Consider the following 24,379-nt stretch of genomic DNA (forward strand, 5'->3'; position numbering starts at 1 on the left):
CGTACCTGCGTTAGGAAAAAACCCATTCATTTGCCTTTTTTGGGCCGAAGCCGGTCAGATAATTCGCTCGCACCCTTATCGCGGCAGCCACTCCTGAAAGGTTTCCTGTAATTCAACTCCTAGCCGATCCTCCAACTGCACCAACTCTCCCACTGCCATCAGTTGCCCATTGACCCGCACCTCCACACAGCGGGTGACGCCTGGGTCCAAGGGCAGCACCTTCCCCGGTGCGAATGCGGCCAAACGCTTGCGGCTGATCAGTTGCTCCTGCAGCAATATTTCCAGGTGCATGGACAAACGCCTTTTTCAGGGGGAAGACTCAGGGTCCGCTCGCAGGAACGCACGTCGCACGTACTCATATTGCGCGGCGGTCAACTGAGGTGCGCCGACCAGTTGCACGTCTCCACCGACAGCCTGCGCCGGCCCCGGCGAGGCTTCATCCAGCGGCTGGGCGACATCCAACTCGGCCACCCGTTTTTCGATAACCTTCACTTGGGCAGGTGAACCCTTGATCAACAGACTGTTGGTATCCGGATAAGCCATTAACACAAGGCGGCCATCGGCCAGTTGGTCCTTCTGCGCCTGGGATAACCGAGCTTTGATCATTGAAGCCATGCCCGGTACAAGGACCCTGTTGGCACCTGCGCCCTGCAGGTGATCGTCCACGAGGACGTTGATCACTTTCACCACGCCGAATAACGACGCATGCTCTGGCACCTTGCGTGGGGGGCGGTCCATCAGTTGAGCGAGGCGCAATACCTGGTCGACATAACGGGAAGGCCCGGTTACATAGAACGTACGCGCGCCGTTTTCACGCAGGGGGTAGCGCGGCTCATCCAGCCCCGCACGCCGCATGATGCCGCGCAGCCTATTGACGGAAATATGCCGCAGCACCACCGCCGAGCTTCTCTCGTCTTCGGCGCCGTAGAGCGGCAACTCCTCGCCACGGGCCGTGGCACTGCCCAGTACCAGAACGGCGCACAGCAGCGCGCTGTACAGCCAGCGGCAATTGAGGGTTGCGAGGTAATCAGCGTGCACCGTGGGTATGCCTGGCGGTCTGGCCTGAAGAAGCGGCCATACTGCGAGGCGCACGAGGTTCAATCATGATCGAAAGCTGACGGCCTGTTGCAACCGCCCCACCCATGGCATGTGCCTTGCTTTGCACTCTGTATCAGGCTCGCACCAAAGGCGGCACGGGCCTACGGACAAAGGCGTCGTTCCCCTGCAATGGCCTATACGCCAACCAGGGAAACGGCGCTTTTTTTTAGAAAAAGGCAGGTATTGATGAACGATCCGCTGGCTTGGGTAAACGGCAGCGATGCCCCAGAAAAGAGCAGCCTGGACCTGGGGTTCATGGCCCTGACCGATTGCGCCTCGCTGGTGGTCGCCGCCACCCAGGGCTTCGCCCAACCCTACGGCCTCACACTCAACCTCAAGCGCCAGGCGTCCTGGGCCAACCTGCGCGACAAGCTGGTCAGCGGTGAATTGGACGCCGCCCACAGTCTCTACGGGCTGATCTATGCCGTACACCTGGGCATCGGCGGCGTCGCCCCCAGCCCCATGGCGGTGCTGATGGGGCTGAACCAGAATGGTCAGGGCATCAACCTGTCCCATGGCCTGCAACAGCAAGGGATGATCACTCCTGAGGCGTTGAAGCGCCATGTGCACCAAAGCCGGACAAAACTCACCTTCGCCCAGACGTTTCCCACCGGCACCCACGCCATGTGGTTGTATTACTGGCTGGCGAGCCAAGGCATTCATCCCTTGCAGGATGTGAACAGCGTAGTAGTGCCGCCGCCACAAATGGTGGCGCACCTGCAAGCCGGCCGCATCGACGGCCTTTGCGTGGGTGAACCTTGGTGCGCCAGCGCAGTGCAACAGAACCAGGGCTTTACCCTGGCGACCAGCCAGGCGATCTGGCCGGACCACCCGGAAAAAGTCCTGGGCTGCACCCAAGCCTTCGTTGACGCCTACCCCAATACCGCACGCGTGCTGGTCATGGCGATCCTGGAGGCCAGCCGGTTTATCGAGCAGAGCCGTGAAAACCGCCGCTCTACCGCCCAGTTGCTCAGTGCCCCTGAATACCTCGATGCGCCTGTGGCTTGCATCGAACCACGCTTGCTGGGGGACTATGACGATGGCCTGGGCAACCAGTGGCAAGATCCCCATGCACTGCGCTTTTTCGCCGACGGCGAGGTGAACCTGCCCTACCTCAGCGATGGCATGTGGTTCATGACCCAGTTTCGGCGCTGGGGCTTGCTGCGTGAAGACCCGGACTACCTGGGCGTCGCCCGGCAGGTGCAGCAACTGGCGCTGTACCGCCAGGCGGCCGAGACGCTGGGCATTACCCCGGGCAACTCGGACATGCGCCGCAGCCAGTTGCTCGACGGCAAGACCTGGGACGGCAGCGATCCCGCCGGCTATGCCCGCAGCTTCCACCTTCACGCCTTGGCCGATGACGCCAATCGCCAAGCGCTGCGCTGACAGGAGCCGGACGATGCTGCGAATCCTGTTGATCAACGACACCCCGCGCAAGGTAGGGCGCCTCAAGGCCGCATTGACCGAGGCCGGCTTCGAGGTGATCGATGAGTCCGGCTTGACCATCGACCTGCCCGCACGCGTCGAAACAGTGCGTCCTGATGTGATCCTGATCGATACCGAGTCACCCGGGCGCGATGTGATGGAGCAAGTGGTGCTGGTCAGCCGCGATCAGCCCCGGCCCATCGTGATGTTCACCGACGAGCACGACCCGAATGTGATGCGCCAGGCCATCAAGTCCGGCGTCAGTGCCTATATCGTCGAAGGCATCCAGGCCCAGCGCCTGCAACCGATCCTCGATGTGGCCATGGCGCGCTTCGAGAGTGACCAGGCCCTGCGCGCCCAGCTGCATGCCCGCGACCAGCAACTGGCCGAACGCAAGCGCATCGAGTTGGCCAAGGGCCTGCTGATGAAAATGAAAAGCTGTAACGAGGAAGAGGCCTACACCCTGATGCGCCGCCAGGCCATGAGCCGTCAACAGAAACTGATCCAGGTGGCGGAGCAGATTATTGCCATGAGCGAGTTGCTCGGCTGATCTGGCTCAGCTCTTGCTAAAGAATTATCACAGGTAGCCAACGGCGGTTGCCCCCTCACGACAAAGACGTCGCCCACCCGGTTTGCCCTTGCGAACCCGGTGGCGGCGTTTTTTCGTTTCTAGACCCCCAACCGTTGAGGTGCGTGATGAAATCAAGCTTCTGGAAATCCGGGCACACCCCGACCCTGTTTGCCGCGTTCCTGTATTTCGACCTGAGCTTCATGGTCTGGTACCTGCTGGGCCCCCTGGCGGTGCAGATTGCCGCTGACTTGCACCTGACCACCCAACAGCGCGGCCTGGTGGTGGCCACCCCGATCCTGGCGGGCGCGGTGCTGCGCTTTTTGATGGGAATGCTGGCCGACAAGCTGTCGCCCAAGACCGCCGGGCTGATTGGCCAGGTGATTGTGATCGTGGCGCTGTTCTGCGCCTGGAAACTGGGGATCCACAGCTACGAACAAGCGCTGCTGCTGGGCATGTTCCTGGGCATGGCCGGTGCGTCCTTCGCCGTCGCCCTGCCCTTGGCATCACAGTGGTATCCGGCGGAGCACCAGGGCAAGGCCATGGGCATCGCCGGCGCCGGTAACTCCGGCACCGTGTTTGCGGCGTTGCTGGCGCCCGTGCTGGCGGCCGCCTTTGGTTGGAGCAATGTATTCGGCTTTGCGCTGATCCCACTGGTGCTGACCCTGATCGTATTCGCCTGGCTTGCGCGCAATGCGCCTGAACGGCCGAAAGCCAAAGCCATGGCCGACTACTTCAAGGCCTTGGGCGACCGCGACAGTTGGTGGTTCATGTTCTTCTACAGCGTGACCTTCGGCGGGTTTATCGGCCTGGCCAGCGCCCTGCCCGGCTACTTCAACGACCAGTACGGCCTGAGCCCGGTGACCGCCGGCTATTACACCGCCGCCTGTGTGTTCGGTGGCAGCCTGATGCGCCCATTGGGTGGCGCCCTGGCAGACCGGTTCGGCGGGATCAAGACTCTGCTCGGCATGTACAGCGTGGCGGTGATCTGCATTGCGGCAGTGGGGTTCAACCTGCCCAGTTCCTACGCGGCGCTGGCACTTTTCGTCTGCACCATGCTCGGCCTGGGCGCTGGCAATGGGGCGGTATTCCAACTGGTGCCACAGCGTTTTCGCAGTGAGATCGGCGTCATGACCGGCCTGATCGGCATGGCCGGCGGCATCGGTGGCTTCGCCCTTGCGGCGGGCATGGGCGCCATCAAGCAGAGTACTGGCAGCTATCAACTGGCCCTGTGGTTGTTCGCCAGCCTCGGTGTGCTGGCCTGGTTCGGCCTGCATGGGGTGAAACGGCGCTGGAGAACCACCTGGGGTTCGGCCGCCGTGACCGCCGCCCGCGTCTGATGAGCCTACAACTGAGCGTCGCCCAGGCCAGTGCCATCGGCCCGCGCAGCGAGAACCAGGATGCGCTGCGGGTGGTCACGCCCATGGCGGAACTGGCCGCGAGCAAAGGCTACCTGTGCGCGCTGGCCGACGGCGTCAGCCAGTGCGCCGACGGCGGCCTGGCCGCACGCTCGACCTTGCAGGCGCTGGCCGTGGACTACTACGCCACGCCGCAGACTTGGGGCGTGGCCCAGTCGCTCGAACGTCTGTTGGTCGCGCAGAATCGCTGGTTGCAAGCCAACGGCGGCGGCCAACCGTTGCTCACCACCCTCAGCGCCCTGGTGTTTCGCGGCCAACGCTTCACCCTGGCCCATGTCGGTGATTGCCGGGCGTATCGTTGGCTTGACGGCGAGTTGCAACGCATCAGCGAAGACCATGTGTGGGAACAACCGGGGATGCAGCATGTGCTCAAGCGCGCCCTCGGCCTGGATCAGCACCTGGTGCTGGACTTCCTCGATGGTCCATTGCGCGAGGGCGAGTGTTTCCTGCTGCTCAGCGACGGGGTGTGGGCCACGCTGGGCGATCACAGCATCGGTGCGATCCTGCGCGAGCAAAGCGACCTCGACCTGGCCGTCAACACTCTGGTCAGCGCCGCCCACCTGGCGGGTAGCCAAGACAATGCCAGCGCCTTGCTGGTGCGCATCGATCAACTCGGCGCGGCCACCCTCGGCGACGCCCTGGTGCAGTTGCAGCAATGGCCACTGCCGCCACCGCTGAAAGTCGGACAAATCTTTGAAGGCTGGCAGGTGCAAAGCGTGCTGGCGCAGAGTCGGCAGTCGTTGCTGTACCGCGTGCACGACGCCCAGGGGCACCCCTGGCTGCTCAAGACCTTGCCGTTGCGTTGCGACGATACCGATGCGGCCCAGGCCTTGTTATCGGAGGAATGGTTTCTGCGCCGGGTCGCCGGCCGTGCCTTTCCCGAAGTGCATGCCGCCAGTGGCCGTCAGCATTTGTACTACGTGATGCGCGAATACGCCGGGCAAACCCTGGCCCAACTGTTCCAACAACAGGGCCCTCTTCCGTTGGCACAATGGCAGTCGATTGCAGAACGCTTGCTGCGCGCCGTGGGCCTGCTGCATCGCCGGCAGATCCTGCACCGCGATATCAAGCCAGAAAACCTGCTGCTGGGAGAAGATGGCGAACTGCGGGTGCTGGACTTCGGCCTGGCCTATTGCCCCGGGCTCTCCGAGGACCGTGCGCACCTGCTACCCGGCACCCCGAGTTTCATCGCGCCCGAGGCGTTCGCTGGCGAGCAGCCTACGGCACAACAGGACTTATATAGCGTCGGCGTGACCTTGTATTACCTGCTGACTGGGCATTACCCCTACGGTGAAATCGAGGCCTTCCAACGGCCCAGGTTTTCCCAACCCGTCAGCGCCAGCCGTTATCGCCCCGACTTGCCGGAGTGGTTGCCGCACAGTCTGGAACGAGCGCTGTTCGCTGTCCCGGGCCAACGCTATGAAACCGCCGAAGAATGGCTGTTGGTGCTGGAGCAGGCCGACCGCCGCGAATTGAGCCTACGCCCACGGCCTTTGCTCGAACGCGAACCCTTGAAAGTCTGGCAGACCCTGGCGATGGCCTCGCTTTTGCTCAATCTGGTGCTGTTGTACTGGTTGATGCACCACTAACGGGCAGAATCCGCCGACTCTCTGTGTAAACGCCCAGTAAAGCTGGGGCTATAGGGACTTGGCACAGCTGCTGCATTAGCTTTGCCAACACCCCACATATAGCCGCTCCTTCAACGACGAAGGGCCGAGCTTCCCGAGAGAACGGGACCAGGACAAAGGCGTCCTCGCTAGCTGACTAGCGGGGATGCCTTTTTTGTTTGCGCACGATTTGTCGAGCCATTGCGGAGAACGACATGAAAAAACTCAAACTGGTGATGATCGGCAACGGTATGGCCGGGGTTCGCACCCTGGAAGAACTGCTCAAGCTGAGCAACGAGCTGTACGACATCACCGTGTTCGGCGCCGAGCCTCACACCAACTACAACCGCATCCTGCTGTCGCCGGTACTGGCCGGTGAGCAAACCTTCGAAGAGATCGTGCTCAACGACCTGGATTGGTACCTGAACAATAACGTCAAACTGCTGCTCAACCGCAAAGTGGTGCAGATCGACCGGGTCAAGCGCAAAGTCATCGCCGAAGACGGCACCGAGGCCGAATATGACCGCCTGCTGATCGCCACCGGGTCCACGCCGTTTATCCTGCCGATTCCCGGCAACACGTTGCAGGGTGTGATTGGCTACCGTGACATTGCCGATACACAGGCGATGATCGACACCGCCAAGACCCACAAGCATGCGGTGGTGATCGGCGGCGGCCTGCTCGGCCTGGAAGCGGCCAACGGCTTGATGCTGCGCGGCATGCACGTGACGGTGGTGCACATCGGTGAATGGCTGCTGGAGCGGCAACTGGACAAGACCAGCGGCCAGCTACTGCAAACCGAACTGGAAAGTCGCGGCCTGGTGTTTCGCCTGTGCGAGCAGACCCAGGCCCTGCACGATGCCGGCAATGGCCGCGTCGGCTCGGTGCAGTTCAAAAATGGCGACATCATCCCGGCCGACCTGGTGGTGATGGCTGCCGGCATCCGCCCCAATACCGAACTCGCGGAAAAGTCCGGCATCCCTTGCAACCGTGGGATCCTGGTCAACGACACGATGCAAACCTACGACCCGCGTATCTATGCGATCGGTGAATGCGCCAGCCATCGCGGCATCGCCTATGGCCTGGTGGCACCCTTGTTCGAACAGGCCAAGGTCTGCGCCAACCACCTGGCCCAATTGGGCTTTGCCACTTACAAGGGCTCGGTGACCTCCACCAAGCTGAAAGTCACCGGCATCGACCTGTTCTCCGCTGGCGACTTCATGGGCGGCGAAGGCACCGAAACCATCACGCTCTCCGACCCGATTGGCGGCGTGTACAAGAAGCTGGTGATCAAGGACGACATCCTGGTCGGCGCCTGCCTGTACGGCGATACCGCCGATGGCGGCTGGTATTTCCGCCAGATCCGTGAGAACCACGCCATCGGTGAAATCCGCGATCATCTGATGTTCGGTGAAAATGCACTCGGCGATGTCGGCCACCAAGGCCAGGACAAAGCCATGAGCATGGCCGACAGCGCCGAAGTCTGCGGCTGCAACGGCGTGTGTAAGGGCACCATCGTCAAGGCGATCCAGGAACAAGGGCTGTTCAGTGTCGATGAGGTGAAAAAACACACCAAGGCCGCCAGTTCCTGCGGCTCCTGTGCCGGGCTGGTCGAGCAGATCCTGATCAACACCGTGGGCGGCGCCGCCGACGTCAAACCCAAAAGTGAAAAAGCCATCTGTGGCTGCAGCGACCTCAACCACGGGCAGATCCGCCAGGCCATCCGCGAGCAGCACCTGCTGACCATCGACAGCACCATGCGTTACCTGAACTGGCGCACCCCCAATGGCTGCGCCACCTGCCGCCCGGCGCTCAACTATTACCTGATCTCCACCTGGCCCGGCGAAGCCAAGGACGACCCGCAATCGCGGCTGATCAACGAACGGGCCCACGCCAATATTCAAAAAGACGGCACCTATTCTGTGGTGCCACGGATGTGGGGCGGCGTGACCAACCCTTCGGAGCTGCGCCGCATCGCCGATGTGGCCGACAAGTACAACGTGCCGATGGTCAAGGTCACCGGCGGCCAGCGTATCGACTTGCTCGGTATCAAGAAGCAGGACTTGCCTGGGGTATGGAAGGACCTGGATATGCCGTCCGGGCATGCCTATGGCAAATCCATCCGTACCGTCAAAACCTGTGTGGGCAGCGAGTTCTGCCGGTTTGGTACGCAGAACTCCACACAACTGGGCATCGAGCTGGAGCATGACCTGTTCAACATGTGGTCGCCCCACAAGGTCAAGTTGGCGGTGTCCGGTTGCCCACGCAATTGCTCGGAAGCGGGCATCAAGGACGTAGGCATTATCGGTGTCGACTCGGGCTGGGAGATGTACATCGGCGGCAACGGCGGGATCAAGACCGAAGTCGCGGAGTTCTTCGTCAAGGTGAAAACCGCCGAGGAAGTGCGTGAATACAACGGCGCGTTCCTGCAGTTGTACCGCGAAGAAGCCTTCTACCTGGAGCGCACCGTGCACTACCTGCAGCGAGTGGGCATGGAGCATATCAAGAAGGCCGTATTGGAAGACCCGGCGCGCCGCCAAGCCCTCAATGAGCGTTTGCAGTTCTCGTTGTCATTCGAGCAGGACCCGTGGAAGGAACGCCTGGAGCAGCCGCTGCTGAAAAAGGAATTCGACGTGATCCCCGTCAAACAACTGGAGGTCTCGCTATGAACTGGCTGGATATCTGCGCCCTCGATGAAATCAACGCCCTGGGCTCGCGCATCATCAGCGGGCCCAAAGGTGACATCGCGATTTTTCGCACCAGTGACGATGAAGTCTTTGCCCTCGACGACCGTTGCCCGCACAAGGGCGGGCCGCTGTCCCAAGGCTTGATCTACGGCAAGCGCGTGGCCTGCCCGCTGCACAACTGGCAGATTGACCTGGCGACTGGCCAAGCCCAGGCCCCGGATATCGGCTGCGCCCACCATCATCAGGCCCGGGTCGAAAACGGCCGGGTGATGCTGGCCCTGCGGGACGCGGGTTGATGAACCGCCAGACCACCGCGTCCACCTGCTGTTATTGCGGGGTGGGCTGCGGCGTGCTGATCGAGCATGACGGCGAACAGATCCTGGGGGTGCAAGGCGACCCCAGCCATCCGGCCAACTTCGGCAAGTTGTGCAGCAAAGGTGCCAGCCTGCACTTGACCGGCGACGTGAGCGCCCGCGCCCTGTACCCGCAATTACGCTTGGGCAAAGCACTGGCACGCACTCGCACCGACTGGGACACCGCCCTGGAACACGCGGCCAACGTGTTTGCCGAGACGATTGCCGAACACGGGCCCGACAGCGTGGCGTTCTATATCTCCGGGCAACTGTTGACCGAGGACTACTACAGCTTCAACAAGTTGGCGCGGGCGTTGGTGGGCACTAATAATATCGACAGTAACTCCCGGCTGTGCATGTCTTCGGCAGTGGTCGGCTACAAGCGCAGCCTGGGCGCCGATGCGCCGCCGTGCAGCTATGAAGACCTGGAAAACAGCGACTGCGTGATGATCGTCGGCAGCAATATGGCCTACGCCCATCCGGTATTGTTCCGGCGCCTGGAGCAAGCCAAGGCGCAACGCCCGCAGATGAAAGTGCTGGTGATTGACCCTCGGCGTACCGACACCTGCGACTTGGCCGACCTGCACTTGGCCATCTTGCCAGGAACGGATGTGGCGTTGTTCCACGGGATTCTGCATCTGTTGCTGTGGGAAGACTGGGTCGACCGCGCGTTTATCCAGGCCCACACCGACGGCTTGGCCGAACTCAAGCGCCTGGTGCATGACTACACGCCGCAGATGGTCACGCAGCTATGCGGCATCAGCGTCGAACAATTGCGCCTGTGCGCGCAGTGGGTGGGCACCTCCAGCAGCTTTCTGTCGCTGTGGTGCATGGGGCTTAACCAATCCACCGCCGGCAGCGCCAAAAACAGTGCACTGATCAACCTGCATTTAGCCACGGGGACCATTGGCCGGCCGGGCTGCGGGCCGTTTTCCCTGACCGGCCAACCGAACGCCATGGGTGGGCGCGAAACCGGCAGCCTGTCCAATTTGCTGCCGGGCCACCGCGAAGCGGCCAACCCTGAACACCGCGCTGAAGTGGCGGCCTATTGGGGCGTGGAACAACTGCCCGCGACCACCGGCCTTACCGCCATCGAACTGTTTGAACAGGTGCAGGCGGGGAAGATCAAGGCGTTGTGGATCGCCTGTACCAACCCGGCCCAATCGCTGCCCGACCAGAACGCGGTGCGCGCCGCTTTGGCAGCGTGCCCGTTCGTGGTGTTGCAGGAAGCCTTTCGTACCACCGAAACCGCCGCCTATGCCGACCTGCTACTGCCCGCCGCCAGTTGGGGTGAAAAAGACGGCACGGTGACCAACTCCGAGCGACGTATTTCCCACGTGCGCCGCGCCATCAACCCACCGGGTGAAGCACGCGCGGATTGGGCGATCACCGTGGATTTCGCACAACGCCTGGAGCGCCGTCTACGGCCGGGGTTGCCGAGCCTGTTCGCCTTTGAGCACGCGGCGCAGCTGTTTGATGAATTCAAGCCACTGACTCAAGGCCATGACCTGGATATGTCCGGCATCAGCCACGCCCTGCTCGACCAGCTCGGCCCGCAGCAATGGCCGTTTCCCGAGGGTGCGCAAGCGGGTACGTCGCGCTTGTACACCGACGGCATTTTCCCCACTGACACTGGGCGGGCGCAGTTTGTCGCCGAGCCTTATCGCGCCGCCAAGGAACAGCGCGATGCGCGATTTCCCCTGACCCTGATCACCGGTCGCCTGCGTGATCAATGGCATGGGATGAGCCGCACCGGCACGGCAGCGCAGTTGTTCGGGCATGTCAGTGAAGCATTGTTGAGCCTGCATCCGGATGAGCTACGCCGCCACCGCTTCAAAGAGGGTGACCTGGTCAGCCTGAAAAGCCGTCGCGGCAGCGTGATCGTCGCCGTCGGCAGCGATGACAGTGTGCGTCCCGGCCAAGCGTTCCTGCCCATGCACTGGGGCGACCGCTTTCTCAAGGGCGGCGTCAATACCCTCACTCAACCGGCGTTCGACCCTTTGTCCAAGCAGCCGGAGCTCAAGCACAGCGGCGTGCGCCTGGAAGCCGTGCAACTGCCGTGGCAGCTGTTTGCGCTGATCGAAGGCGATGTACAGCAACACTTCGAAGCCTTGCGCCCACTGTGTGAAACCTTTGCCTACGTCAGCCTGAGCCTGGCTGGCCGTGAACGCCCCGCGCTGCTGGTGCGCGCCGCGCATACCGAGGCGCCCGACCTGCAACTCTTGACCCGTATCGACCACCTGCTGGGCCTCAACGACGGCCCGGTAATGGCCTATGACGACCCGCGCCGCTCAATCGGCAAGCGCGTGAAGATCGAGAAAGGCCGCATCACCGCCCTGCGCCTGGCCGGCGAAACCCTGGCCCGTCACTGGCTGCAAAGCCTGTGGCTGGAAGGCCGGGCCGACGAGCAACTGCGGCGCTGGTTGCTGGCGCCCTTGAGCGCGCCACCGGGCGGTACCACGGCCAGCAACAAGATTGTGTGCAACTGCAAGAACGTCAGCGAAAACGCCGTGTGTGCCGGTATCGGCAGCGGCCTGGACCTGGATGGCCTCAAACAGGCCTTGGGCTGCGGCACCCAATGCGGCTCCTGCGTGCCGGAAATCAAACGTCTTTTGGCCAGCAACCCGCAGCCAATCGCCATCAGTGTGTAAGGGGAACAACATGAGCGCAAAAGTGTGGCTGGTAGGCGCAGGTCCGGGTGACCCGGAGTTGCTGACCCTGAAAGCGGTCCGGGCCCTGCAGGCAGCGGACGTCGTGCTGATTGATGATCTGGTCAACCCGGCAGTACTGGAACACTGCACCAGCGCTCGGGTGATTACCGTCGGCAAGCGCGGGGGATGTCGTTCTACCCCGCAGGATTTCATTCACCGCCTGATGTTGCGTTATGCACGCCAGGGCAAGTGCGTAGTACGCCTTAAAGGCGGTGACCCGTGTATTTTTGGCCGCGGTGGCGAGGAGGCAACCTGGCTGCGCGAGCGTGGTGTCGAGGTGGAATTGGTCAATGGCATCACCTCAGGGCTGGCCGGAGCAACCCAGTGCGATATCCCGTTGACCTTGCGCGGGGTGAGCCGTGGAGTGACCTTGATCACCGCGCATACCCAGGATGACAGTAGCTTGAACTGGCGTGCGCTGGCGGAGGGTGGAACCACGCTGGTGGTGTATATGGGTGTGGCGAAGCTGGAAGAAATCCGCGAACAGCTGCTCAACGGCGGCATGGCTGCGGATATGCCGGTGGCAATGATCGAAAACGCTTCATTGCCCCAGCAACGCGAATGCCGCAGCTCCCTGGCGGCCATGCGTGAAGCGGCAAAAACCTTTGCGCTGAAGAGCCCGGCCATCCTGGTGATTGGCCAGGTTGCCGGCGCCGCACAGATGGCTAGCATCGCCGCTGCGGCAAGCGCCTGAGGCAAATCGCAGGCGAAAAAAAGCCCGGCCTGAGCCGGGCTTTTCTTTACTACTCAGTAATTACTGAGCGGTAGCTTCAACCGACGCTTCTACGCGACGGTTAACAGCGCGACCAGCTTCAGTTGCGTTGTCAGCAACTGGGCGGGATTCGCCGTAACCAACAGCAGTTACACGGCTAGGAGCAACGCCGTCTTTAACCAGGACTTGCTTAACAGCGTCAGCACGACGCTGGGACAGCTTCTGGTTGTAAGCGTCTGGACCTACGGAGTCAGTGTGACCAGCAACTTCTACGTTGGTAGCTGGGTACTGAGCCATGAAGTCGGCCAGGTTTTTAACGTCGCCGTAGCTGTTAGGCTTAACAACGGCCTTGTCGAAGTCGAACTTAACGTCCAGCTCAACACGAACAACCTGAGCAACCGGAGCTTCTGGCTCTGGAACTGGCTCTGGAGCTGGTGCTGGGGTAGGAGCTGGAGCAGCTGCGCCAGCGTTACCGCCGAAGTTCACGCCCAGGCCAACCAGTGCGGAGTAGTCCCACTTGCCGTTGTCCAGACCGTAGTCAGCTTCAACACCAGCACGAGCGTACAGGTTGTTGGTGAAGTAGTACTTCACGCCGGTACCGATGGTAGCGAAAGTGGTCTGGTCGCGACCGCTGTGGCCGTCAGCCTGAACGTTGGTACGGCTCTGGTGGCCGAAACCGCCTTCAACGTATGGACGCAGGCTATCAACGCCAGCCTGACCGAAGTGGTACTGAGCAACGAGGCTGCCAGTGTCACCTTTGATCTTCTGGTTGCCAGTGCCGTCGTTCGAACGGGTGTGGTTGGTCTTGTCGTACGACAGATTCAACGACAGATCGTCGGTCAGGAAGTAACCAATGCGAGCGCCTGGGTTGAAGCCGTCTTCGATGTGCTTAACGCTATCGTTGTACTGCTTCTTGTAGAACAGCTCGCCTTCAACTGCGCCTTGGCCTTGTGCCAGAACGCCGAAAGAAGTAGCGGCAATAAGAGAACCAATGGCCAAGCCCAAGGTGTTTTTCAGTTTCATCCGTTAAATCCCCATCTGGTGATTGTAAAGCAGTCCCACAAACCGGGGGACAACTCGGCGACAAGTCTAACAGAACTTGCCTACACGTAAGAGATATTTGCTACGCACTAAGTTTCAGTCTCGCCCGCAAATTTCTCACGTAATTTATCAAGAGCACGCTTGTACCGCATTTTTGTAGCACTCAAACCCATATGCATGATGTCAGCGATTTCCTGAAATTCCAGCTCTGCGACAAATCGAAGCACCAGAATTTCGCGGTCAATCGGGTTCACATGCACCAACCAGCGATCAAGTCCGCCCTTTTCCTCGGGTGCCGGCGCCTTCTCTTCAGACGCCTCCTCAAGGGGGTCCAGACTCAAAGCGTCCATCAAGCGACGCTTTCGCCGTTCCTTCCGATACTGCGTGATGCACTCGTTGTACGTGATGCTGTACAGCCAGGTCTTGAACTTCGATTTGCCCTCGAAGTTCTTCAGGCCGTATAGCACCTTGAGCATCACTTCCTGACAGACATCATCCGCGTCTCTATCGTTCCCCAAATACCTTGAACAAACGTTGAACAGAGTGCGTTGATACCTGCGCATCAATTCTTCGTACGCGCGTGTTACGTGAAACAGCTCCGTGTGCGAGCGCGCGACCAACTCCTCATCAGAGAGCTCACGGGGGTCATAGCGCGTGGACAGCGTTTGGGCTTTATTCAAAACAAGTCGTGCCGACAGTCAGGTCAATGTCCGCTGCAACCCGGTCTCCCGGGTTTGCGGCGGCGTACATTAGCAGGATTTGCCGGATTAGCGGCTACTGACCTGCTGCTCCAGGAGAATCCGGTTGGACAGCGACACCAGTTCCCCGTCATCGGTCAGCACGGTCGTCTTGACTGTGCCGATCTCCTCGATTTGCCCTTCGACCTCGCCCACACGCACCTGTTGCCCAACTTGATACAGCTCACGCACATAGATTCCCGCAAGAATCTGACCGGCAATTTCCCGGCTTCCCAACCCCATGGCCAGCGCAACTGCCAGACCAACGGTAATCAAAACAATTACAATCACGTGGTTGAGCAGGTCAGTTTTGACCTCCAGCTGGCTGATCGCGACGGAAATACTGATGATGATCACCAGCCCCTGGGCAATTCGTCCCAGGCCCGCTGCGTAGTCCAACCCCACGCCTTCGGCGGCCCCGCGCACCAGCCCGTTGGCCAGTTGCGCGAGTAGAACCCCCACCAGCAGCACCAGCGCGCCGCCGAAAACTTTCGGCAAATACAGTGCCAGCATGTCGAGCGTAGCTGAAACTCGCTCAAGTCCAAGGGACTGCGCTGCAGAAACCAGAAAAATAAGTAGAACGAACCAATAGACGATCTTGCCGATCAGAGTCGAAATCGGTACTTGCAACCCCGCGCGGCCGAGCAATTTGGTCAGGCCAGTGCCAGCCATCAGGCGATCGAGCCCCAGTTTGGCGAGCAATTTGGACAGCAGGGTATCGAGCAGCTTGGCCACGACAAAACCCAGCAATACCAGGACCAGGGCACCAAACAGGTTGGGAATGAAATTCGCCACCTTGGTCCACAATGCGGTCATCGCGGTGACCAGGCTCTGGGTCCAGAGATCAAGTTCCATATTCAATCAGCCTTATCAGCAGTGCTAGCAAGAGGTTTACGACGGGAAACCGGTGACACATGGGCCGAACCGTTGTTCAGGGCCATCATCAACGCCGGCAACCAACGCCCGAGCAGACCGAACAGGTCACCCGCCCCTACCTGACGGTTGGCGGTTTTCAGTACGCGGCCCAGGCAGGCATCGTCATCACGGTTGGATGGCGAAGCATTGAGCATGTCACGCAAAGACTGTTCGAACGGATCGTGCATAGAGACCTCTCGCAAGTGATTTAAAAGACGAGGGTAAAATTCATCGGGTCACATCGGCCCTTTCTTACGTTCAGGTCATATTCAGGTCAAACCCAGCGCAATCGTCGAAATAACCACCATTGCCCCAGTGCCACAGACACCATCAACAGGCACGCGATCATGAATCCATAAGGGCTGGCAGAGAACGGAATGCCGCCCACATTGATACCGAGCAAACCGGTAAGAAAACTCATCGGCAAGAAGATCCCGGTGATGATCCCGAAGCGGTACATGGTGCGGTTCATGCGCAGGCTCAAGCGCCGGTCTTCAGCCTCCAGCACAAGCCCCACGCGCTCTCTGGCCAATTCCAGCTCTTCCAGGTAGCGGGTCAGGCTGTTGTGCAGTTCGTTCCAATAGTCCGCATCGTCGTCGCAGAACCACGCCAATTTGATTCGTGTCAGCTGGGCGAAAATATCCCGCTGGGGGGCCAGGAAGCGCTTGAGTCCGGCGGCTCTTCGACGGATCTGCAGAACGCTGCCGTGCTCCGGAGTATACCGTTCGTCGGCATCGAGTTTTTCTTCCTCGGAATCGACGATTTCAGACAAGCCGGCGACCAGATCCTGCACTTTGTTGGTCAGGTACTGAGCCATATAAAGGATGAGTTCAGACGCCGTCTTGGGGCCTTTGCCGTCTGCCAGTTGCACCAGCAACTCATCGGTAGCGCGCAAGGGGCGCAAACGCAGGGAAATCACTCGGTTGGCGGCGGCGAAAATGCGCACCGACACCATGTCTTCCGGCTCCGCGCCTGGGTTGAGATTGATTCCGCGCAGAAACAGCAGCAATTCGGCGTCCGGCAGCGGCAACAGCCGTGGACGGGTGTTTTCCTCCAGCAGCAGGTCACAGGCAAACTCGCTCAGGCCGCTGGATTTGCGCAGCCAGGTCTGGGTTTGAGGATGGCTGCGATCCCAGTGCAGCCACAGGCTTTCCTGGGGCTGCAACTGCAAATCGTCGAGCTCAGTCCGGGCAATCGAACGCGCACCGCCTTTACCGTCCAGCACCAGGGCATGCACCAGCCCCCATTGCGCGTTTTCTTCTTCGAACATCCTCACCCCGATCGGTTGCGGCAGTTTATTCAGGCATTTTCAGCGGGCTGGGTGACACGATCACCCCGTTGTTATCGGCATAAATGTACTCACCGGGGCGGAACGTCACGCCTGCGAATGTCACCGGGACGTTCAGGTCGCCAAGGCCGCGCTTGTCGGTTTTTTTCGGATGAGAGGCCAGGGCCTGTACACCCAGGTCGGTCTGAGCGATGACGTCGACGTCACGGATGCACCCGTAGATCACCAGCCCTTCCCAACCATTTTTCGCGGCTTTCTCGGCAATCATGTCACCCAGCAACGCGCAGCGCAGGGAACCACCACCGTCGACCACCAGCACTTTGCCAACGCCCGGCAGGTCAGCCTGCGCCTTGACCAGGGAGTTATCCTCGAAGCATTTGAGGGTGACAATCTCGCCACCAAAGGAGTCTCGGCCACCGAAGTTGCTGAACATCGGCTCCACTACCTGCACCAGCTCCGGGTAGGCGTCACACAGGTCGGGGGTCACGTAATGGTTCATCGAGAAACTCCTGTCATCAAAGAAGAGGTCGAACATCCACGGTGTACATCAAGAAAACGCCCCGCGACAGGCATTCTTTAAGTGCCTGGGCGTTGGCGGCGGCCATGATCAAACCCGGTTCAGCGTAACGCAATACACGTTGCGCGACTGAATATGACCAGAACCGCGTGGCGCGTCATATCTTAGCCGCAACCATTCAAGAGTGAAACGCCCTTGGTAGAGCGTTTCGTCAAACCGCTGCGGACACTTCGGATTGCGTACCGAATAAGGGTGTCAGCGGGTCGTTCAACCAGCGCTCGACCAAAGGCCACACTTGGGCCTGGGCCGCTTTACTGACCAGCATCTGCACATGGCCGAAATCCTCGCTGAAACCTTGCTGACGTCCCAGGCACAGGTACTGGCGATGCTCGCTGCCCACTTGCTCGAAGAGCTTGCGGCAGGCCCAGTCCGGGTCTTGCCGGTCGCCCGCTGCGCTCACCGCCAACAGCGGCACATCGACCTGCGCCAAGCCTTTCCACCAGTCATGCTCGGCATCGCCAAACCGGCCGAACAGGCCGTTCCAACGCATCGCTTCGATCATCACGCCGGCCGGCTCGTCCTCGGGCCCACGCTTGAAGCGCGGGCCCGACAGATGGGCAAGGCGCTTGAGGATAAAGCGAGCGCCCCACTCCACCGGTGGAATTTTCAACGGCCAGTGGGTGCGACTGACCTGGCAGCCGAACAACGCCACCGACGCCACCGCTGATGCATCCAAGTGCTGCCCACCCAAGGCCGCAGCCAGGGTGGTGGCACCGAGGGAATGCCCGATCCAGTGCGGAATCTGCCCGCTTTGCTCACACACAAACGCCCCCACGGCCGGCAAATCGTAGCGCGCATAATCGGCGACGCGGTTACTGGCGTAGTCGTGATTGCGCTTGGACAAACCATGGCCGCGCATTTCCGGGATCCACACATCAAATCCGCGACGTGCGAGGTAAGCCCCCAGGCCAATTCCTTTTGGCGAATACCAGAAACGTCGATTGGAAAAACTGCCATGCAACAAAATAATCGGCGTGCCCCGGTTTTCCGGGACATCGGCCAGGCCCAAACGGGTAACCGCCAGCTCGACGGTGCCGTCCGGGCTGTTACCGGGTTTGAGTCGGTAGACGTCTTCACTCAGGTCGCCCCGACGTTCAGCGCTGATCAGGGCGACAGGAAACAGATGGCTGCTGCTTTGCATAATGCTCTTGCACAAAAAAGGGCGGCGTCCGCAAGGATTCCCGCCCTGTACAGATAAGAATGCCGGTCACCCGCAACGAGTGACCGGCACTTTTGACCACGCGATCTTAGGCGGACGCTTGGCCTTCAGCCAGGAAGAACCAGGTTTCCAGCACGGAATCGGGGTTCAGCGAGACGCTCTCGATCCCCTGCTCCATCAGCCATTTGGCCAGGTCCGGGTGGTCCGAAGGGCCTTGGCCGCAGATACCGATGTACTTGCCAGCCTTGTTACAGGCCTGGATGGCGTTGGCCAGCAGCTTCTTGACCGCTGGGTTACGCTCGTCGAACAGGTGGGCGATGATCCCCGAGTCGCGGTCCAGGCCCAGGGTCAACTGCGTCAGGTCGTTGGAGCCGATGGAGAAACCGTCGAAGAACTCCAGGAACTCTTCAGCCAGGATGGCGTTGGACGGCAACTCGCACATCATGATCACGCGCAGGCCGTTCTCGCCACGGGTCAGGCCGTTTTCTGCCAGCAGGTCCACGACCTGGCTCGCTTCGCCCAGGGTGCGCACGAAGGGCACCATGATCTCGACGTTGGTCAGGCCCATTTCGTTGCGCACGCGCTTGAGCGCACGGCATTCAAGCTCGAAGCAGTCACGGAAGGCTTCGCTGATGTAACGCGAGGCGCCGCGGAAACCCAGCATCGGGTTTTCTTCTTCCGGCTCGTAGAGCTTGCCGCCGATCAGGTTCGCGTATTCATTGGACTTGAAGTCCGACAGGCGCACGATCACCTTTTTCGGGTAGAACGCCGCAGCCAGGGTGCTGATGCCTTCGACCAGTTTCTCGACGTAGAAACCTACCGGGTCGTTGTAGCCGGCGATGCGCTTGTCGACGCTTTCCTTGATGTCCAGCGGCAGGCCGTCATAGTTCAGCAGTGCCTTGGGGTGCACGCCGATCATGCGGTTGATGATGAATTCCAGGCGGGCCAGGCCCACGCCGGCGTTCGGCAACTGGGCGAAATCAAAGGCACGGTCCGGGTTGCCGACGTTCATCATGATCTTGAACGGCAGGTCGGGCATGGCGTCGATGGAGTTTTGCTTGATATCGAAGCCCAGCTCACCTTCGAAGATAAAGCCGGTATCGCCTTCGGCGCAGGACACGGTCACACCCTGGCCATCCTTGAGCAATTGAGTGGCGTTGCCGCAACCCACTACCGCAGGAATCCCCAGTTCACGGGCGATAATCGCCGCGTGGCAGGTACGCCCGCCACGGTTGGTGACAATGGCACTGGCGCGCTTCATCACCGGTTCCCAATCCGGGTCGGTCATGTCGGAAACCAGTACGTCACCCGGCTGGACCTTGTCCATCTCGGACACGTCCTTGATGATCCGCACCTTGCCTGCGCCAATGCGCTGGCCAATGGCACGGCCTTCCACCAGCACGGTGCCGGTTTCCTTGAGCAGGTAGCGCTCCATGACGTTGGCCGAAGTGCGGCTCTTCACGGTTTCCGGGCGAGCCTGCACGATGTACAGCTTGCCGTCGTCACCGTCCTTGGCCCACTCGATGTCCATCGGGCACTTGTAGTGCTTTTCGATGATCATCGCTTGTTTGGCCAACTCGCTGACTTCAGCGTCGGTCAGGCAGAAACGCGCACGCTCGGCCTTGTCGACTTCAACGGTTTTGACCGAGCGACCGGCCTTGGCTTCGTCGCCGTAGATCATCTTGATGGCCTTGCTGCCCAGGTTACGGCGCAGGATGGCCGGGCGGCCCGCTTCGAGGGTGCCCTTGTGTACGTAGAATTCGTCCGGGTTGACCGCGCCTTGTACGACGGTTTCGCCCAGGCCGTAGGCGCCGGTGATAAACACCACGTCACGGAAACCGGATTCGGTATCCAGGGTGAACATCACACCGGCAGTGCCGGTTTCCGAACGCACCATGCGCTGCACGCCGGCAGACAGGGCCACCAGCTTGTGGTCGAAACCCTGGTGTACGCGGTAGGAGATCGCACGGTCGTTAAAGAGGGAGGCAAACACTTCCTTGGCCGCGCGGATCACGTTTTCGACGCCGCGAATGTTGAGGAAGGTTTCCTGCTGGCCGGCAAAGGAGGCGTCCGGCAAGTCTTCGGCGGTGGCCGAGGAACGCACGGCGACGGCCATGTCCGGGTTACCGGCCGACAGGGTGGCGAAGGCGGTGCGAATTTCTTCGTTGAGCTTCTCGGGGAACTCGGCTTCCATGATCCACTGGCGGATCTGGGCGCCGGTCTTGGCCAGGGCGTTGACGTCATCGACGTCCAGGGCGTCCAGCGCGGCGTGGATCTGGGCGTTGAGGCCGCTCAGCTCTAGGAAGTCGCGGTAAGCCTGGGCCGTGGTGGCGAAACCACCGGGCACCGAGACACCAGCGCCTGCAAGATTACTGATCATCTCGCCGAGGGATGCGTTCTTGCCCCCCACATGCTCTACATCATGGACGCCGAGCTTATCGAGGGAAACTACGTACTCTACCAAGGTGATCTCTCCACTTTCTGTGTTGGAAAAGCTCAGGACGCGGGTTGCTCAGTAGGAGCTAACGCCAGCGCTTGTGGCCTGGACCTGGAAAATAAGTGAGAATGCGGCCCACTGCGGGACGGCAAAATCGCGCCTATCATATCCAAGATTCGCCATCAGCTTAAGGCCCAGGGCTCAAATGAAACGATCTGCTTTCTTTATTTCCGACGGCACCGGCATCACAGCCGAAACATTGGGCCAGAGCCTGCTCGCGCAGTTCGAAAACATTACCTTCGCCAAATTCACCCGGCCTTATATAGACAGCGTGGATAAAGCGCGGGCCATGGTACAACAAATCAATCTGGCGGCTGAAAAAGACGGTTTTCGCCCGATCATTTTCGACACCATCGTCAATCAAGACATTCGTGAGATTCTCGCAACGTCGAATGGTTTCATGATCGACATTTTCTCTACCTTCCTGGCGCCGTTGGAACAGGAGCTGAGTGAACACTCCTCCTATTCCGTCGGAAAGTCCCATTCCATCGGGCATAACTCCAACTATATGGAGCGCATCGAGGCGGTGAACTTCGCCCTCGACAACGACGACGGCGCCCGCACCCACTACTACGACAAGGCCGACCTGATCCTGGTGGGCGTGTCGCGTTGCGGCAAGACCCCCACCTGCCTGTACATGGCCATGCAATTCGGTATTCGTGCGGCCAACTATCCGCTGACCGAAGATGACATGGAACACCTGACCCTGCCCGCCGCCTTGCGCGCGCACTCACACAAACTGTTCGGCCTGACCATCGACCCGGACCGGCTGACCGCCATCCGCAACGAACGCAAGCCCAACAGCCGCTACTCCAGCTATGCCCAGTGCGAATTTGAAGTGCGGGAAGTAGAAAATCTGTTCCGTCGCGAAAATATTGCGCACATCAATTCCACGCATTTTTCGGTGGAAGAGATTTCGGCGAAGATTCTGGTGGAGAAGGGTGTGGAGCGGCGCTTCAAGTGATCTCTGTCGCCTGATCTGATCGTTCCCACGCTCTGCGTGGGAACGCCGCCTGGGACGCTCCGCGTCCCGCAATAGCGACGCGGAGCGTCGCAAGATGCATTCCCACGCAGAGCGTGGGAACGAGCAACGGTAACGCGGATTTACAGATGAAACCGCCCGCCCCCCTGCCCCAGCGCCGTCGCCAGCGCGTCAAACCCCTCGCGCAATAACTGATCATCGCCCGACGTGTTGCAGATACTCGCCCGAATAAACTGCGGCACCGCCGTCTGCCCCACGGCAAAAGCCTCGGCGGTGGCGATCAGGTAATTGTTCTGTTTGAGCTCCGCCTCGATTTCCGAGGCCCGCCAGGGCTCCGGTACTTCGATCCAGAAGTGCGGGCTGTTGAGGTGGGTGCGATAGGCCAAGCCGTTCAATAAATCTTCGACTAACGTCTTGCGGCGGCTGATCTCATTGATCTGCTGACGCAACAAATATTCCGCCGTGCCGTTTTCAATCCACTGGGTCGCCAACTCCAGAGTCACAGGTGTGGCCATCCAGCAGGTCGAACGTAGCGCCGCCGAGATGCGGCTGACCAGCGCCGGCGGCGCATGCACGTAGCCCACCCGCAAACCGGCCGATACCGCCTTGCTCAGGCTGCTGATCAAGATCGTACGCTCAGGCGCGAAGTAGCTGAGGGGCGGCGGACGGTCCTCCACCAGCACACCGTGGGCTTCGTCCTCCAGAATCAGCAGGTTATGTTCGCGACACACCTTGGCCAAGGCTTCGCGGCGCGCCACCGACAACACGGCGGTGGTCGGATTCTGGATAGTCGGCGTGCAATACAACGCCGAAATCCGGTGATTGCGACAGACCTCATCCAGCGCCGTGGGCAGCACACCTTCCTCGTCCATCTCCAGGCCGATCAGCCGCACCCCCAACATGCGTGCGGCGGTAATCAGCCCTGGGTAAGTCAGTTGCTCGGTCACCACTGTATCGCCAGCACGCAGCAACGCCATCATGGCGCACAGCAAGCCGTGCTGGCCGCCGTTGACGCAGATGACCTGCTCGGGAATCGGATGAAACTCGCGCTGCACCAGCCACTGCGCGCCCGCTTCACGGTAACGCGGCAGGCCGGCGTCGGGGGTGTAGGCGCTGATGTCCTGGAGGAACTTGGCATTATTCGACAGGGTTTGAAAGCTCTGGGCGAGAAACACCGTCTCTTGCCCGGGAATGTGCATGTTGCGGCTCATGTCGAAGTACTGGCGCGGCTCCTCGCTGAAATTACGAAAGCCCTCATCACGCTGGCGCTCCATCCCACGCTTGCGCACGAAGGTGCCGTCACCCACCCGTGCAACCACCAGGCCCAGGCGCTCCAATTCACCGTAAGCCCGGCTGATGGTGCCGATGGTCACGCCTAAATTGTCGGAAAGCACCCGATGGGGCGGCAGTTTTCGTCCCGGTTCAATCAAGCCTTCGAGGATGCCCCGTTCCATCACATCGGACAGGCGCTTGTACTTCACGCCCTGCCCGTTGGACAAGCCCTCACGCACAATTGACACCATGTCAATATTTGTTTTGACAGCCATCTTTCGCCCTAATAGTGTGCTTTTACGGGTTCAATCGCCGATAAACATAACTCATTACAAGTTCAATATAGAGTTCAATTCCGGCTCAGGGAAGCAATAAACGATGCCAATGTCCGCCGTTCTCGAAAACACTGCAAAAACAAAAACGCAAAAACAGTGGCTCGCCGGGCTGGTGACCAGCGTGATGTTCCTGATCGTGTGCCTGAGTTGGGGCACCACGTGGCTGGGCATCAAGATCGCCGTCGAGAGCGTGCCGCCGCTGACATCCGCCGGCCTGCGCTTTCTCATCGCGTTTCCGCTGTTCCTGTGTTTTGCCATGGTGCGCCGTGAGCCGATCCTGTTTCCCCGGGAAAGCCGCTGGTTCTTCGTGTTTGTGACCCTGTCTTACTTCAGCGTTCCCTACTATTTGCTCAACTACGGCGAAATGCATGTGTCGTCGGGCCTCACCGCCCTGCTGTTCAGTTGCATGCCGGTATTCATCCTGATCTTCTCGGCGCTGTTCCTGCGCGAGCGCATCTATTTTTCCCAGGTGGTCGGCATAGGCATCGGTTTCGGCAGCCTTTACATGATCATCAAGAGCCAGGGCCTGCACCTGGACCACGCCGAGTTCTTCGGGGTACTGGCCATTCTGAGCGCCGCGATCATGCACGCCTTGTGCTATGTCATTACCAAGCAAAAAGGCAGCGCCATCAGCGTCATCACCTACAACACCCTGCCCATCGGCATTGCCGGGCTGATGCTGTTCCTGGCCGGCCTGTGGTTTGAAACACCGACGTTCGACGCCATTACCCTGCGCTCCTGGAGCGCGCTGTTCTACCTGGGGCTGGTGGCCTCGGTGGGCGGGTTCATTGTGTATTTCATGCTGCTCAAGCGCCTGAGCCCGATCATCCTGTCGTTCGTGTTCATCATCTTCCCGGTGTTCGCGGTCATCATCGGTGCCTGGTACGAAGGCGTGGAAATTTCCCGCGACCTGATGCTGTACTCGGCGATCCTGCTGGCCGGCTTTGCGATCACCAAGTTGCCGATTGAAAAACTCATGGCCAAGAAAAAGTGACCC

At 60.4% G+C, this 24,379-nt stretch carries 21 protein-coding genes; 10 read left to right on the forward strand and 11 right to left on the reverse strand.

Annotation, left to right across the window (positions count from 1 at the left end):
- Nucleotides 1-75: 75 nt before the first annotated feature.
- Both AB9N64_RS10045 and AB9N64_RS10050 read right to left on the reverse strand, forming a co-directional pair.
- Nucleotides 76-291 carry a FliM/FliN family flagellar motor switch protein gene (locus AB9N64_RS10045; RefSeq protein WP_003193267.1) on the reverse strand — a complete coding sequence of 72 codons (216 nt, stop codon included), beginning with the start codon at nucleotides 289-291 and terminating at the stop codon, nucleotides 76-78.
- Between the two features lie 15 nt (nucleotides 292-306).
- Nucleotides 307-1,038: a secretin N-terminal domain-containing protein gene (locus tag AB9N64_RS10050; RefSeq protein ID WP_014719478.1), complete on the reverse strand. Its 732-nt coding sequence runs from the start codon at nucleotides 1,036-1,038 to the stop codon at nucleotides 307-309.
- Nucleotides 1,039-1,284: 246 nt separating this feature from the next.
- Between AB9N64_RS10050 and AB9N64_RS10055 the strand changes: the two genes are divergently transcribed.
- The 8 genes from AB9N64_RS10055 to cobA all read left to right on the forward strand — a co-directional run bounded on the left by AB9N64_RS10055 (nucleotide 1,285) and on the right by cobA (nucleotide 12,561).
- Complete coding sequence (locus AB9N64_RS10055; RefSeq protein ID WP_014719479.1) at nucleotides 1,285-2,484, forward strand: CmpA/NrtA family ABC transporter substrate-binding protein; 1,200 nt, start codon at nucleotides 1,285-1,287, stop codon at nucleotides 2,482-2,484.
- 13 nt (nucleotides 2,485-2,497) lie between these two features.
- On the forward strand, nucleotides 2,498-3,073 hold the full coding sequence (locus tag AB9N64_RS10060; protein ID WP_003193274.1) for an ANTAR domain-containing response regulator: 576 nt from the start codon (nucleotides 2,498-2,500) through the stop codon (nucleotides 3,071-3,073).
- A gap of 146 nt (nucleotides 3,074-3,219) precedes the next feature.
- Nucleotides 3,220-4,431 carry a NarK/NasA family nitrate transporter gene (locus tag AB9N64_RS10065; RefSeq protein ID WP_014719480.1) on the forward strand — a complete coding sequence of 404 codons (1,212 nt, stop codon included), beginning with the start codon at nucleotides 3,220-3,222 and terminating at the stop codon, nucleotides 4,429-4,431.
- Nucleotides 4,431-6,098, forward strand: coding sequence for a bifunctional protein-serine/threonine kinase/phosphatase (locus tag AB9N64_RS10070; protein ID WP_323557767.1), 1,668 nt, complete (start codon nucleotides 4,431-4,433; stop codon nucleotides 6,096-6,098). Before AB9N64_RS10065 ends, AB9N64_RS10070 begins: the two co-directional genes overlap by 1 nt.
- A 233-nt stretch (nucleotides 6,099-6,331) precedes the next feature.
- Nucleotides 6,332-8,785, forward strand: a complete 2,454-nt coding sequence (gene nirB, locus AB9N64_RS10075; RefSeq protein ID WP_020302634.1) for a nitrite reductase large subunit NirB — start codon at nucleotides 6,332-6,334, stop codon at nucleotides 8,783-8,785.
- The gene (gene nirD / locus AB9N64_RS10080; RefSeq protein ID WP_014719483.1) at nucleotides 8,782-9,099 is read left to right on the forward strand and encodes a nitrite reductase small subunit NirD; all 318 of its coding nucleotides are present in this window, start codon (nucleotides 8,782-8,784) and stop codon (nucleotides 9,097-9,099) included. Before nirB ends, nirD begins: the two co-directional genes overlap by 4 nt.
- Nucleotides 9,099-11,807 carry a molybdopterin-dependent oxidoreductase gene (locus AB9N64_RS10085; protein WP_371360229.1) on the forward strand — a complete coding sequence of 903 codons (2,709 nt, stop codon included), beginning with the start codon at nucleotides 9,099-9,101 and terminating at the stop codon, nucleotides 11,805-11,807. The genes nirD and AB9N64_RS10085 overlap by 1 nt, the downstream gene beginning before the upstream one ends.
- A gap of 10 nt (nucleotides 11,808-11,817) precedes the next feature.
- On the forward strand, nucleotides 11,818-12,561 hold the full coding sequence (gene cobA / locus AB9N64_RS10090; protein WP_371360230.1) for a uroporphyrinogen-III C-methyltransferase: 744 nt from the start codon (nucleotides 11,818-11,820) through the stop codon (nucleotides 12,559-12,561).
- Nucleotides 12,562-12,621: 60 nt separating this feature from the next.
- Here the strand turns inward: cobA and AB9N64_RS10095 are convergent, their stop codons facing one another.
- The 8 genes from AB9N64_RS10095 to ppsA all read right to left on the reverse strand — a co-directional run bounded on the left by AB9N64_RS10095 (nucleotide 12,622) and on the right by ppsA (nucleotide 20,760).
- Complete coding sequence (locus AB9N64_RS10095) at nucleotides 12,622-13,602, reverse strand: OmpA family protein (protein ID WP_019820540.1); 981 nt, start codon at nucleotides 13,600-13,602, stop codon at nucleotides 12,622-12,624.
- A 107-nt stretch (nucleotides 13,603-13,709) separates the two neighbouring features.
- Complete coding sequence (gene sigX / locus AB9N64_RS10100) at nucleotides 13,710-14,300, reverse strand: RNA polymerase sigma factor SigX (RefSeq protein ID WP_003193286.1); 591 nt, start codon at nucleotides 14,298-14,300, stop codon at nucleotides 13,710-13,712.
- 87 nt (nucleotides 14,301-14,387) lie between these two features.
- Entirely contained in the window at nucleotides 14,388-15,212 is an 825-nt protein-coding gene (locus tag AB9N64_RS10105) for a mechanosensitive ion channel domain-containing protein (protein ID WP_003193288.1), read from the reverse strand.
- A 2-nt stretch (nucleotides 15,213-15,214) separates the two neighbouring features.
- Nucleotides 15,215-15,460 (reverse strand): hypothetical protein, encoded by a 246-nt coding sequence (locus tag AB9N64_RS10110; RefSeq protein ID WP_014719486.1) that lies wholly within the window; start codon nucleotides 15,458-15,460, stop codon nucleotides 15,215-15,217.
- A gap of 86 nt (nucleotides 15,461-15,546) precedes the next feature.
- Entirely contained in the window at nucleotides 15,547-16,542 is a 996-nt protein-coding gene (locus AB9N64_RS10115) for a zinc transporter ZntB (RefSeq protein WP_014719487.1), read from the reverse strand.
- A 25-nt stretch (nucleotides 16,543-16,567) separates the two neighbouring features.
- Entirely contained in the window at nucleotides 16,568-17,059 is a 492-nt protein-coding gene (gene rraA / locus AB9N64_RS10120; protein ID WP_019820544.1) for a ribonuclease E activity regulator RraA, read from the reverse strand.
- A gap of 229 nt (nucleotides 17,060-17,288) precedes the next feature.
- Complete coding sequence (locus tag AB9N64_RS10125; RefSeq protein WP_019820545.1) at nucleotides 17,289-18,278, reverse strand: alpha/beta fold hydrolase; 990 nt, start codon at nucleotides 18,276-18,278, stop codon at nucleotides 17,289-17,291.
- Nucleotides 18,279-18,384: 106 nt separating this feature from the next.
- Complete coding sequence (gene ppsA, locus AB9N64_RS10130) at nucleotides 18,385-20,760, reverse strand: phosphoenolpyruvate synthase (protein WP_003193296.1); 2,376 nt, start codon at nucleotides 20,758-20,760, stop codon at nucleotides 18,385-18,387.
- 178 nt (nucleotides 20,761-20,938) lie between these two features.
- Between ppsA and AB9N64_RS10135 the strand changes: the two genes are divergently transcribed.
- Nucleotides 20,939-21,757, forward strand: a complete 819-nt coding sequence (locus AB9N64_RS10135) for a pyruvate, water dikinase regulatory protein (protein ID WP_003193298.1) — start codon at nucleotides 20,939-20,941, stop codon at nucleotides 21,755-21,757.
- A 140-nt stretch (nucleotides 21,758-21,897) separates the two neighbouring features.
- Here AB9N64_RS10135 and AB9N64_RS10140 read toward each other — a convergent pair whose 3' ends face one another.
- Entirely contained in the window at nucleotides 21,898-23,322 is a 1,425-nt protein-coding gene (locus AB9N64_RS10140; protein WP_371360232.1) for a PLP-dependent aminotransferase family protein, read from the reverse strand.
- A 109-nt stretch (nucleotides 23,323-23,431) separates the two neighbouring features.
- Between AB9N64_RS10140 and AB9N64_RS10145 the strand changes: the two genes are divergently transcribed.
- Entirely contained in the window at nucleotides 23,432-24,376 is a 945-nt protein-coding gene (locus AB9N64_RS10145) for a DMT family transporter (protein WP_019820549.1), read from the forward strand.
- The last annotated feature ends 3 nt before the right edge of the window (nucleotides 24,377-24,379 follow it).

The organism is Pseudomonas sp. KT_2_4 (assembly GCF_041410225.1).
In the GTDB taxonomy this organism is placed as follows: Bacteria; Pseudomonadota; Gammaproteobacteria; order Pseudomonadales; family Pseudomonadaceae; genus Aquipseudomonas; species Aquipseudomonas paracarnis.